Here is a 12,435-nt window from a genome sequence, read left to right as displayed (position 1 = left end):
ATGGAAATAAAAAATGTCACTGTCTTCGGGTCCGGCGTTCTGGGCGGACAGATTGCCTTTCAGACGGCGTATCACGGATTCAACGTCGTGGTCTACGACATCAAAGAGGAGTTTTTGCAGAAAGCAAAGGAGAAATTCGCCGAGCTGGGCAGGCGGTACCAAAAGGATCTGGGCGCGAAACCGGAAGAACTCGAAGCGGCCATGAGCCGGTTAGCCTACACGACCGACCTGGCGGAGTCGGTCCGTGATGCCGATCTGGCCATTGAAGCCATTCCCGAAAACATTCAGATCAAAAAAGATTTTTACACCCAGCTCGGAAAAGTGGCGCCGGAAAAGACCATTTTCTGTACCAATTCCTCGACCCTGCTGCCCAGCCAGATTGCGGCGGAAACCGGTCGGCCGGAGCGTTTTCTGGCGCTGCATTTTGCCAACGAAATCTGGAAAAACAACACGGCCGAAATCATGGGCCATCCGGGCACCGATCCCGGCAACTTCCAGATTGTGGTCGATTTCGCCAAAGCCATCGGCATGATGGCGATTCCGATTCACAAGGAGCAGCCCGGTTACGTGCTCAATTCGCTGCTGGTGCCGTTCCTGCGGGCGGCCCTCGAACTGTATTTTAAAGGCGTGGCCGACCCGCAAACCATCGACCGGACCTGGATGAAGGCCACCGGCGCCCCAACCGGGCCGTTTGCCATTTACGATGTCGTCGGGCTGACCACGGCCTACAACATCACCAAAATGAACGCCGATGCCACGGGCGATCAGGCCATGCAGCAGGCGGCCCAGGCGATCAAGGAGAATTTTATCGACAAAGGAAAACTGGGCGTCGCTACCGGCGAAGGCTTCTACAAATACCCCAATCCGGCTTACCAGAACCCCGATTTTCTGAAATAAGTCCTTTCCGAAAATAAAAAATCCCTTCCGAAGCGCCGTCCGGAAGGGATTTTTTAGTGAAAGACAGGGATCAACTGCGTTTTTTCTGCATCGCGTCGTACCGCAGCAGGGCTTCCAGAAAGTAGTAATCGGCATACACCAGCGGCACGTCGATTTCGCTCTTACCGGGTTTGTGACCCACGCTGTGCCGGAGCAGGAAGTAGTTGTTCTCGCCGAGCTTCGCCTTGTAGGCCGGACTGGCCAGACTTTGCAGAATCTGCTCCGCCGCCGAGAAATATTCCTTTTTCGATTTGGGCGAATACGTGCTCAGTTCGAGCAGGGCCGACGCCACGATGGCCCCCGCCGAAGCGTCCCGCTCTTCGTTCGGAATGTTAGGCGCGTTGAAATCCCAGTAGGGAACCTTGTCGGCGGGCAGGTTGGGGTGTTTCAGGTAGAAATCCGCAATCCGCTGGGCCTGCGTCAGGTACTTTTTGTCTTTGGTTTCGCGGTACATGGTGGTGTAGCCGTACAGCGCCCACGCCTGTCCGCGGGCCCAGGCCGATTCGTCGGCGTAGCCCTGGTGCGTCCGCCGGGCCAGTACCTTGCCGCCATCGCCGTACAGCACGACGTGGTAACTGCTGGCATCCGGGCGAAAGTGGTTTTCGAGCGTTTTGTCGGCATGCGCCACGCTGAGGTCATAGAGTTGCTTGTCGCCGGATTCGCGGGCGGCCCAGAACAGGAACTCCAGGTTCATCATGTTGTCCACAATCACCGGATAATCGTACCGCTGTCCAGCCCGGTCCTTGAACGTTTCCCAGGATTTGATGACGCCGTAATCGGGCCGGAAGCGGGTCGCCAGCGACTTGGCTCCGGTAAGCATAATGGGCTTGTAGGCCGGATTTTTGGTGAGCCGATAGCCGTTTCCGAACGGGCAGTAGAGCATAAAGCCCAGGTCGTGGGTGCGGGTGTTGTACTGTTCCTTGGCCACGGCCATGGTCCAGCGGTGGGCGGCGTCCTTCCAGACCGGGTCTTTGGTGTATTCGTAGAGATACCAAAGCGAGCCGCCAAAAAAGCCGCTGCACCACCAGGACGAGGACATGTTGCGCGGACTGCCGTCGGGGTTGGTCGATTGCGGAAACTTGGTGGTGTCGGGGTGGGCTTTGAGCATCTGCTCGTACTGTTTGGCGGCAAAGGCAAACTCTTCCCGGACGTTGATCGGGCGCTGGGCCTTCGCCGTGCCGATGCCTAGCAGCGCCACAAAAAGGGCTATTTTTTTCATAGAAAAAGGGTACGTGTATGACTATGCGTTTTCTGATGTTTTCCGATTCGGTGCCCTTCGGCCGATGCGCTCAGCGGCGGGCCGGGTCGGTCAACGTCTAATAAGGAGCCAGCGGGGTAAAAAATACTGACTTCATCGACCGCATCCTTGCCCGAAACCGGAAATCAGGCGGGAACCGTCGGGGAGGAACAGGTTTTCGGGAACGCCGGAAACGCAAAAAGCAGGAATCGCTCCCTGCTTTTGCTCAATGTATGGGTCGTCCGGTCAGAACATGAAGCCGGTGGAGGCGCTGAAGACCTGCTGGAACATCCGCGTGTCCCGCATCAGGCTTTCTGCCCGGATGCCAAAGAACGCGTTGCGGGTCTGCAAACCGACTTCGGCCAGGGGACCGGCCACACCATTTTTGGGCTTATAGGCCAGAAACGAACTCCGTTTGGCCCCGGTCGCACCACTGACAATCCCGATGCCGACATAAGGCCGGATCAGCCCTTTGGGGGAGGAATAGCGCAGCATGGCGGCAAAGTCGATGTAATTCAGGCGCCGTTCGTCATTGTAGCCGACCAGCGTGTTTTTCTGGCTGAACAGGGCTTCACAGCGCAGACTCAGGTGGCGGTCGAGGCCCTCCAGCGGCACGTCGATGAAGGCCCCGAACACTTTTCCGCGCATGGTGCTGACGGTGCCCTGGTATTCCTGCACCTGCACGGTCGAGAGATTTTCGCCGTACTTAACGCCAACGCCGATGGATTTGCGGTTGTGGGCTTCGTACTTGCGGGCGGTGGCGGTATGCTCATCCAGATTGGACTGATACACGGCGGCCACCAGGTCTTCCTGCCGGAAGCGAGTTTCGCGCGTCAGCGGACGTTCCGGTTTCAGGACGTCGTTCAGGACGGTCAGATAAACGTATTCGGTCGGTTTGACTTTGCCGTCCGGACCGGGCAGCGGATCAGGTTTGTAGTTTTCGAGTTCGATCAGTTTGCCGTTCCGTTCCACGAAGAACAGAACCCGGCCCATACCTTCGGTGAGGCGGTACAAAGCGGTCTGTCCGCTGGCCAGAATCTGCAGGAAAGCCCGGCGTTCGAGCGTGCGGTCGCCAAGACGGTACCGGACCGTGCGGCTGACGTAATTTTCTTTGTCGAGTTGAAAAGACCGGAGGTCTGCCGGGGAAAGTCGCTGTTCGCGCCCATGCCGTTTGTTGCCCCGGAACAGGACTTGCCGCGAATCGTGGAGGGAGTTGAGGTAGCCGCGAAGAGTATCGCCGCTGTTTTTAACGAGGGTAACCGGCATGTACCGGTTCTGAGCCTGGGCCGTAGAGGCGCAGGCAAGCAGGGCCGCGAGGCCCGCCAGTTTCAGTAGGTTTTTCATAACGTTACGGTGGTAATAAGGTCAATAGAACCGAAGCAAAATTCACGCCACGCTACCACTCTCAATTGATAACATACAAAGTAAGTAGGTTATTGCGAGATTGTTGCATTAAAATTCAGGTAAAAGCAAAATTAAATGCCTGTAAAACAGCAGTTTGGCATATCTTTATATATTAATAAATAGCAAAAAAGCCGACCCTTGCGAGTCGGCTTTTAAGGCATAAAAATGGGCTGGGAAGCGCTAGGGGTTCATTTCGTCCAGGCGATTGATCTCATCATCCTTGTCAATGTCCATCGTCAGGTCGTCGCTTTCTCCATCGTAGGCCAGCGAGTTGGAACGCATCTCGGCGGTGTTGATGGAGGTATGCGTATCGGTATGCAGGATGGTATCCATGGCTTCGTCGCCGGCTTTGTTGTAGGGATCTTCGGCCCCCATGCCGAGGTCGGTAAACATCGGTGCCGTATCGGCTTCCGACAGGGGCGGAATGTCGTCGTCATCGTGCAGGGCCTGCCTTTCCGGCCCGGAGCCGGGGTACGGATCGGACTGGTTCTGACCGTAAGAATCGGAATACGTATCGGTTAAAAAAGTACCGCCTTCCTGGAAGGTCCCTTCGTCCTGAATTCGGTCCTGGTTGTTATCTGGATTGCTTTCCATACGTGTTTGACTCGTTTGGTTTAGTGGTAGTAGAACCCGCTGGGCCGTCAATTGTTCAGTCAGCCCACAGAGTAGCATCCGACGAACATTTTTGCCGGACCGGGGTTAATTCCTTGTGTAGTCACACCATTTTAATTAACTCAACGAACAATGGCATCAATTACCGATCAGGTCGCCGACTTCTTCAAGGGCGGCGACAACGAAACGTCCCTGCGGGAGCTGTTTCTTCACACGCTGAAAGACATTTATTACGCAGAACGCAAACTGACCGAAGCGCTTCCCCGCATGGAGGAGGCCGCCACGTCGAGCGAACTGAAAACCGCCTTCCGTACGCACCTGGCTGAAACGCAGCAGCAGGTCGGCCGTCTGGAGCAGGTTTTCAACTCGATTGGCGAAGAAGCGGAGGAGGTTACCTGCGAAGCGATGGACGGACTGGTTGAGGAAAGCGAAGAAACCATCAGCGACACCAAAGCGGGCACCTTGACCCGCGACGCCGGGCTGATTATCTCCGCCCAGAAGGTAGAGCACTACGAAATTGCCTCGTATGGTTCGCTGCGGACACTCGCTCAGATGCTGGGATACACGCAGGCCGCCCAACTGCTGGAGCAGACGCTGGAAGAAGAAAAGAAAACGGACGCCAAACTGACGCAGGTCGCGGAATCCTACGTGAACCAGCGGGCAGCGAAGGAAATGTAAAAGAGCTAAGAGTTAAAAATTAAGAGTTAAAAGTAAAGGCTCCGCCAATTAGGGTTCATCCCGGCGGAGCCTTTATTTTTAACTCTTAACTCTTATAAGTACTTGATTAGATTCTTTCGAAAGACCGAGCTCTGCAACTGCCTTACGTAGAGACCTTTGCGGCGGCTTTTGTCTACGGCCCGCACGCGCACCCGCATCTTCAGCAACACGCCCGTTCCGAGGTAGAGCAGGAACAGGCCGATCAGGATAAACAGAGATTCGGTATTGGTAATGTCCTTGTGGAGCAGGAAGAACAGCACCGTGTTCACCAGCGACATGATGCACAGCACCGCCGTAGCACCGGCATGCGAAAGGCCATTGTCGATGAGAATGTGGTGCATGTGGTTCCGGTCGGCGGCAAAAGGCGATTTGCCCGCCAGAATCCGCACCAGAAACACCCGCAGTGTATCGAAAATCGGCACAATCAGCACGACGATGGCGATCACCGGGGCGTTGTAGAACGCCGTCGGGTCAAAGCGGAACGTGTTGTTGAGGTTCACAAACCGGACGGCGAAGAAAGACAGCAGAAAGCCCAGAATCAGCGACCCGGTATTTCCCATGAAGATTTTGCTCGTCTTGGAAAAGTTGAACCGCAGAAAGCCGATCAGCGAACCCGCCAGCGTGAAGGCCAGACAGGCCATCGCAAAGTGATTGGTCAGCAGAAACCACCCGCCGAAGGTGGCACTCGCCAGGGTGGCAATGCCCGCCGCCAGCCCGTCGATGCCGTCAATCAGGTTGATGGCGTTGATGAGGGCGATAAAAATAAAGCAGGTAATGGCGATGGCGAAGAAATCGTTGATGTGGTGGAAGCCGAAGATTCCGTAGAGGTAGTCGATCCGTAAATCCCCGAAAAAGATCAGAATCAGCGAGGGCAGAATCTGGAAGAAAATCTTTTTGTTGGGGTCGATGCCCACCAGGTCGTCTTTGATGCCGATAAAAAACAGGATGGTCATGCCGACGATCGACAGGTTGGTCCGGTAGATGTCCGTCTGGTCAATGGCCGGCCACAGGAAGTAGCTGATCAGGATGGCCGCAAAGATGGCGATGCCGCCAAAGGTCGGGGTGGCCGTTTTGTGCGAGCTGCGCTCCCCGGGTTTCTCCATCAGGTGCTTCAGTTCGGAAATCTTGATGACAACGGGGATCGAAACGACGGATACAAAACAGGCAACCAGAAAAGAGAGAATACTCTGATAAAGACCGAGCTTGAACAACTCGTCGTTCAGTTTGCTCTGTATATAGGCTACCAGGAGATCCGGATTCATAAACTAGTGCAAGTGTTGGTGTTCTGTATTTTTGTTGTACGGATGGGTCGCTACGTTTTGCAAAGGTTACAAGAATAAAGCGCCGTTCCAACCGTTCGCGGTTTATCGTATAATGAATTTTAGGATACGGTTTTGCCGCTGTTGGATAAATCGGGCCTGTTGCCCGGTAAAAACTGGAATATCTTCCGCAGCGGTTTAAGCCAAATTGTAAAAAAATAAGGTTTTAAACCGTTTAGCCGCCACGCCTCCCGGTCTTCGCGGTTGGCCGCCACCCGGTTGTTGACTGTCCGGTTACTGACCCCGCCCGTTCGCATCTTCACCAGCACATCGTTGACGTAACCGACCCGGACGCCGTGCCGGTGGATCATCCGGAGCATCAGCTCGTAATCGGCGGCGCTGCGGAACTGAAGAGTGAACCGGCCGAATTTTTCGTACAGCTCCCGCTTGACAAAGAAAGTCGGGTGCGGCGGCATCCAGCCCCAGCGGAAAGCGCCCGGCCGGTAGACCCCGGCCTTCCAGTACCGCGTAACCCGCTGGGTATCTTCCTGACTGACATAGACTAAATCGCCATAGGCCGCGTCACATCCGGTAGCCTGAAATGTTTTGACCACGTTCTCGATGACCCGGTCGTGGCTGTAAAAATCGTCGGCGTTCAGAATGCCGATGACATCGCCCGTCGCCAGCGCAATGCCCTTGTTCATGGCGTCGTAAATGCCCTTGTCCGCTTCGGAGACGAAGCAGCTAACGGCGTCGCCATACGAACGCACAATGTCCTGGGTTCCGTCGCTGGAATTGCCGTCAACGACAATGTATTCGAGGTTTGGATACGTCTGGTTGAGCACGGACTGCATGCAGTCCCGAAGCGTGGCCGCTCCGTTGTAGACAACCGTTATGATGGATACCTTCACGCGTTAATTTCTCGTTTTTTTACAAAGACCGCCGGATTTCCCTGGTAAACGCCGTACGCTTCCAGCGGTTTGGTGGCCACGGAACCTACGGCCAGAACGGCGTGGGAGTGGACCGTAACACCCGGACAGACCACCGCCTGCGCGCCGATCCAGGCCCCTTCCTCCAGCGTGATCGACTTGACGATCAGATCGAAAGTCGGCTTCCGGAAATCGTGGTTGCCGCACAGCAGCATGGCACCCTGCGACAGGCAGGCGTTGGCGCCGATATGGACCGGAGCCAGGTTATCGATCCAGACCTTTTCACCTATCCAGACGTCGTTTTCCACCGTAAGTAACCACGGGTACTTGATATTGACGGCCGGTTTGATGACCACGCCCCGCGCGATCTTGGCCCCAAAGAGGCGCAACAGGCTGTTTTTCAGACCAACCGGAATAGGCAGGTAGGTGTTGACAAAAACCGGGTTCAGCAGAAACCACAACAGAATTTTCCAGCGGGAGCCGGGCTTGTACCAGTTGTTGTCGTAGTTAGCCAGCGCCACCTTTCCGGCAGGACGAGGCCCAGCATGGCCTGACCCAACGGTTTCAGCGCCCCGCGGGTGCGGGTTGGGCGTCGTCACGTCGGGCGTCGTCACGTCGGGCGTCGTCACGTCGGGCGGTGTCAGTCCGGGCGACGCTTCGGAGGTCTTTGCCATATTCGCTTTTGAAAAAATCAATGATTGCTTCGCGGTCGTAGCCTACCCGGTGATGCACTTCAAAGATTTTGGCATCGACCAGAAAGCGGTACCAGAAAGCCTGAAGAAAATGCCAGATAAGCCCTTTGCGGCCGTCGAGAAAGCCCAATTTAACAAAATACCGGTACAGGAAGTACAAAAACGGGCGCGTAAAGAGGGGCAGCGAGGCATACCGCAGCTTCAGATACCGTTTCCGCTGTTCCTGCGAGCCGAACAGCTTCGGCTCCACGTGCTGGTCGTCGCTGCCAAAATTGTAGCGGGTGCCGAGCAGGTCAATCATTTCGATGATGGTGTAATGATTGTGCTTCTGGGTCCACCAGGTCAGGTTGTTCAGATTGTGATCGACCAGATCCTGCTCAAAATTGATGGTCCGGCCCGCCGTTACCTTGATGTGCTCGTCGTGCCAGCGTTGTTCGCAGTAGCCCAGTCCGCGCCGCCAGAGCCGCAGCAGCCAGGTCGGGTAGAAGCCGCCCCGCCGAATCCACTGGTCCATGAACATGACCCGGCGTTTGACGTAGATGCCCGTCACGTCCTCGGGCTGGCCCGGCAGTTGGGTCAGAATCTCGCTGGCCAGTTCGGGCAGGACGTATTCGTCGGCGTCCATCCGCATGACCCAGGGCGTCTGAAACGGATTGTGTTCAATACCGTAATTGAACTGGGTGGCGTAATTGACCCAGGGATTCTGCACGACCTGAGCCCCCATCGAACGGGCAATTTCAACGGTAGAATCGGTGGAAAAGGAATCGACGATAAAAATGTGATCGGTGAAAAGCTTCAGGCTCGTCAGACAGCGGGCGAGATGCTTCTCCTCGTTATGGGTCAGAATGATGACCGAAACCAGATTTCTCATTGGGGGATAAACGATGCCGGTTGGTAGTTGGTAACAAGCAGAAAGCCCTGAAGCATCTGAGCGGCCACGTGCTGCAGGCTGTAGGGCTCAATCATGGCGGCGGACTGTTCGCCCATCTGCCGGGCCAGATCCGGCTGCTTCACCAGTTGCCGCAGGGCTTCTGTCAATTGGGCGGGCTGGTCGGGCGCGAAGGTGAAGCCATTCCGGCCGTTTTCGACGAGGTCGGGCGCGCAGCCGCAGCGGTCGGAGACCAGCACGGGCAGCCCGCAGGCCATCGCCTCGTTGACCACCAGTCCCCAGGGTTCGGAGTAACTGGGCAGCACCAGCACGTCGGCCAGCGCCAGATAGGCCGGAACCTTGTCCCAGGATTTGCCGCCCAGAAACCGGACGTACGGAATGTTTTCCTGCCGGATCAGGTCTTCCAGCGCGGGCTGGTCGTCGCCCTGACCCAGAATAATCAGGCCCCAGGGATTGTCCGCCGGAACGTCCTGCTGAACCGCCCCGAAAGATTGAATCAGCGTCCGGAGGTTTTTGAGCCGGTCGATGATGCGGCCGACGTAAATGAAATTGCGCGCCGGAAGGCCTTCCTGCGCCAGCCGTTCCGCCCGGCCGGGCAGCGACTGCTGGAACAACTGCCGGACGGCGTCGTTATCGACCGCGTTGCGTTTGAGCAGAATCTGCTCGGGACGCGCCCCCAGTTCGAGCATGTAGGCCGCCGAGAGCGTTCCGTAACAGAAAAAGCCGTCTGCCATGCCGATGATCTGCCGTTTGAGCGTCTCTTTCCAGCCAATCCGCTGGTGGTCGTCGGAGGTCGAATCGTTGGAGATAACGATCCGAATGCCCCGCATCCGGCAGTACATCGTCGCCAGAACCACCACCGGGTCGTAATAGCCCGGCGTATTGATGACATCCGGCCGGAAATCGTGAATGACTTTAATCAGCGCTTTAAGCCGGGCCTGGAACGGAAAATCTTCTAGAAAGCCGTCGTGCAGCACTTCGTAGGGATACTGGTGCAGGCTCAGGTCCGGTTTGCCCAGTTTCGCCCGCGAACGCTCCGTGGCCGCGATGTGCACCACTTTCAGCGAAATGGCATCGTCGAGTTCCTGACTCTGCCGGTAGAGTTCGGAATAGACGCGGGCTTTGTAATGGCTCCAGAGAACCGTATGGATGATGAGTATTTTCATACGTCAAGTCAGACAACGGGCTGTTTTTTTCGGACGGCCGAAGAACCGTCGGCCGACGATTCGGCCGAAACGGGCAGACCCCGGGAAACCTGGTCGTACAGCGTTGTCCATTCGCCGATGTGGCGTTTAATGTCAAAGTGTTCGGTCGCCAGTCGGTACGCCCGGTCGCGGTAGGCGTCGCAGGCCGCTTCGTCCAGTTTGATGACGTTCTGCAAAGCCGATGCCAGAACGGGAACCTGGTTGTCGGTCCACCAGCCGGCTCCGGTTTCTTCCAGAATCTCCCAGGGCGTATGAATCGAGGCCAGAACGGGCGTGCCCTGCGACAGGGATTCCACGACTATGACGCTAAAATTTTCGGTATGCGAAGGCAGCACGGTTGCCCGGGCGCTGGCCATCAGCCGGTATTTTTCTTCACCGGCCCGGAAGCCCAGAAACTGGACCCGGTCCGTCAGGCCCAGTTGGTTCACCTGTTCCCGAAGGGCTTTCTCGTACTCGGGTTCACCGATGCCGACCACTTTCAGATGCCAGCCGCCGGTCCGAAATTCGGGAACCGCCGCCAGCGCATCAAACAGCCGGTCCAGCGCCTTGACAGTATGCAGCCGCCCGACAAACAGCAGATACGGCTGGCCGGTCTGGCGGGTTTCGCGGGGCGGAAGTTCCAGAAAAAGCGGAATCACCTTCACCCGGACCGAAGCGCCCAGCACCTGCCGCACGTAACCGGCTTCTTTCGGGCTGGTGGCGTGAAAAACCGCCCGGTGCTTGATGAAGCCCAGCAAGGCCAGGAAAATCTTCTTGCGCCGGGGACTGTACCGCAGCGCCTCGGGGGCCAGTTCGCCGTGCACGGACCAGACAACCCGTTTACCCGCCAGCGCGCAGGCGTAGCCCAGCAGAATGGAAATCGGGTAAAAAACGGCGTTCAGATGCACTACATCCGCCCGCAGGGCCCGCCGCAGGGAGTACCAGAAAAGGCGCAGCGGCAGGTAGTGAATCAGCGTCCGGACGTAGACCACTTCCCCAAATTCGGTCGGTTTCCAGCGGTCAAACTCGACATCGCCGGGCTTCAGGCCCGAATTGGTGGTCGCCACCGACACCTGATGACCTTTCTTTGCCAGCGCCCGTACCATCCAGTAGGCCGAGTTATCGGCACCGCCAGTCTGGGCAGGATAGAAGGAGCCAAGGGCAAAAAAAAGCTTCATAGCGATTCAGATTTGAGGGATTGAATGACCGGGTGACCGAATAATTGGCTCGACGATTTCGGCATTCAGTCAATGACTCATTCAGACATTTGGGTTGAGCAGCCGCTCGGGCAGGAGCTTTTCCACGCCCAGAAACCGGACCATCAGCAGGTAGGGAAACCAGATGAAATAGTCGTACGGCCGCCCATTTGTAAACATCAAAACAAATACATAAATGTAGAAATACCCCAAAAAGGTAGCGAACGGGTGCTGATTCAATCGAATGGCGTTGACGGCATGGTAGAGCAGAATGCACTGCATGCCGCCAAAAAGGACCAGTCCCGGTATGCCGTGGTTGACCAGCGCCTCGATGATGGGAATATCCACGAACATGAATTTATACCCCTGCCCGACCAGCACTTTGGTGATATCTCCGTAGAAAAACAGCTGCGTGAAGTAGTTGAAATTGACCGAACGCGTGTTCGATGAAGCGTCAAAGGCCACGACCTGGTTGTTCATTTTCATCCCCAGCAAAGCATAAACGTTCTCCAGGTTCTTCTCGGCATTCGTGACGGCGTAGTGGATGACGATGTCGTATACCATCATGTTCCGGCGCAGAAAGAAAATGGCGACCCCGGCAATGCAGGCCATGATGAACAGCGAAAGCGGACTTTTCAGGACCCGGAACGCCTGTTTGACCTGGGCCGGACGCACGTTGAAGAAAAAGAAAAGCACCGTGATCAGCGCCAGCGCCACATAGCTCGACCGGGCAACGGTCAGGATCTGGATACCCAGGCTGAAAACGGCATTGACCAGACACAACCCTTTAACGTAGGTAGGCGTTTTGTCGCGGGCGGCCCAGACCAGCGAGGCAATCACGCCCATCAGCGCATTTTTGGCAAACGGGTGCGGGTTACCGCCGCGTTCGGGTCCGCCGGTTTCGTAGGAAATAAACGCCCGCTGCCCGATGGTCCACAGGGGGTCGCGCTGCAGGGCGTAGACCAGCGCCAGATTGGAAACCAGCGTAAAGAGGATAATGACCGGGACAATGTCGCGGATGATATCGTTGGGAATGTTGATGAGCAGAAACAGGAAAATGAGCATGTACGCCACGTAGATCAGGTCGGTGGTGTCGCGCTCGTAGCCCGCAAAAAAGAAGAAGTAATAAAACAGGGACAACGCAATGAAACTCAGGCCGAAAAGGGTGGCGTTCCGGTTGGGTTTGTAGAGTTTGTGCAGGGCCGTGGTCGGAATCATCAGCACCAGTCCGAAGGCCAGAATCGCGGCCGTCATGATGGTGCTGCCCGGTGCCAGCCCGAGGGTTTCCTTCACGAAAAAGATCAGCGGATTGCCGTCGATGACAAGACAAATGCCAGCGGCCATGCGCATCCGGTCCAGTTTGGCTATTGACAGCATATT

Annotated in this window: 12 protein-coding genes; 2 read left to right on the top strand and 10 right to left on the bottom strand. The window is 56.3% G+C overall.

What is annotated here, in order from left to right; translation table 11 throughout:
• Entirely contained in the window at nt 1-897 is an 897-nt protein-coding gene (locus tag ORG26_RS01255) for a 3-hydroxyacyl-CoA dehydrogenase (RefSeq protein ID WP_266366619.1), read from the top strand.
• A 70-nt stretch (nt 898-967) separates the two neighbouring features.
• Here the strand turns inward: ORG26_RS01255 and ORG26_RS01250 are convergent, their stop codons facing one another.
• From ORG26_RS01250 to ORG26_RS01240, 3 genes are all read right to left on the bottom strand, one after another.
• Nucleotides 968-2,155: a glycoside hydrolase family 88 protein gene (locus ORG26_RS01250; RefSeq protein WP_266366617.1), complete on the bottom strand. Its 1,188-nt coding sequence runs from the start codon at nt 2,153-2,155 to the stop codon at nt 968-970.
• 264 nt (nt 2,156-2,419) lie between these two features.
• Complete coding sequence (locus ORG26_RS01245; protein ID WP_266366615.1) at nt 2,420-3,517, bottom strand: hypothetical protein; 1,098 nt, start codon at nt 3,515-3,517, stop codon at nt 2,420-2,422.
• Nucleotides 3,518-3,757: 240 nt separating this feature from the next.
• Nucleotides 3,758-4,171 (bottom strand): hypothetical protein, encoded by a 414-nt coding sequence (locus ORG26_RS01240; protein ID WP_266366613.1) that lies wholly within the window; start codon nt 4,169-4,171, stop codon nt 3,758-3,760.
• A 150-nt stretch (nt 4,172-4,321) separates the two neighbouring features.
• Between ORG26_RS01240 and ORG26_RS01235 the strand changes: the two genes are divergently transcribed.
• Nucleotides 4,322-4,867: a YciE/YciF ferroxidase family protein gene (locus ORG26_RS01235; RefSeq protein ID WP_266366611.1), complete on the top strand. Its 546-nt coding sequence runs from the start codon at nt 4,322-4,324 to the stop codon at nt 4,865-4,867.
• Nucleotides 4,868-4,959: 92 nt separating this feature from the next.
• Here ORG26_RS01235 and ORG26_RS01230 read toward each other — a convergent pair whose 3' ends face one another.
• The 7 genes from ORG26_RS01230 to ORG26_RS01200 form a co-directional block, all read right to left on the bottom strand.
• Nucleotides 4,960-6,168, bottom strand: coding sequence for an MraY family glycosyltransferase (locus ORG26_RS01230; RefSeq protein ID WP_266366609.1), 1,209 nt, complete (start codon nt 6,166-6,168; stop codon nt 4,960-4,962).
• 119 nt (nt 6,169-6,287) lie between these two features.
• The gene (locus ORG26_RS01225) at nt 6,288-7,076 is read right to left on the bottom strand and encodes a glycosyltransferase family 2 protein (protein ID WP_266366607.1); all 789 of its coding nucleotides are present in this window, start codon (nt 7,074-7,076) and stop codon (nt 6,288-6,290) included.
• Complete coding sequence (locus ORG26_RS01220; RefSeq protein ID WP_266366605.1) at nt 7,073-7,768, bottom strand: WcaF family extracellular polysaccharide biosynthesis acetyltransferase; 696 nt, start codon at nt 7,766-7,768, stop codon at nt 7,073-7,075. The genes ORG26_RS01225 and ORG26_RS01220 overlap by 4 nt, the downstream gene beginning before the upstream one ends.
• The gene (locus ORG26_RS01215) at nt 7,659-8,657 is read right to left on the bottom strand and encodes a glycosyltransferase family 2 protein (protein WP_266366603.1); all 999 of its coding nucleotides are present in this window, start codon (nt 8,655-8,657) and stop codon (nt 7,659-7,661) included. Before ORG26_RS01215 ends, ORG26_RS01220 begins: the two co-directional genes overlap by 110 nt.
• Nucleotides 8,654-9,841: a glycosyltransferase family 4 protein gene (locus ORG26_RS01210; protein WP_266366601.1), complete on the bottom strand. Its 1,188-nt coding sequence runs from the start codon at nt 9,839-9,841 to the stop codon at nt 8,654-8,656. The genes ORG26_RS01215 and ORG26_RS01210 overlap by 4 nt, the downstream gene beginning before the upstream one ends.
• Nucleotides 9,842-9,849: 8 nt before the next feature.
• Entirely contained in the window at nt 9,850-11,037 is a 1,188-nt protein-coding gene (locus ORG26_RS01205) for a glycosyltransferase (protein WP_266366599.1), read from the bottom strand.
• 81 nt (nt 11,038-11,118) lie between these two features.
• The gene (locus ORG26_RS01200) at nt 11,119-12,432 is read right to left on the bottom strand and encodes a hypothetical protein (RefSeq protein ID WP_266366597.1); all 1,314 of its coding nucleotides are present in this window, start codon (nt 12,430-12,432) and stop codon (nt 11,119-11,121) included.
• Nucleotides 12,433-12,435: the final 3 nt, after the last annotated feature.

The organism is Tellurirhabdus rosea, from assembly GCF_026278345.1.
GTDB classification, from domain to species: domain Bacteria; phylum Bacteroidota; class Bacteroidia; order Cytophagales; family Spirosomataceae; genus Tellurirhabdus; species Tellurirhabdus rosea.
The sequence above is the reverse complement of the archived record's forward strand: the minus strand, read 5'-3'. Positions and strand labels throughout refer to the sequence as shown.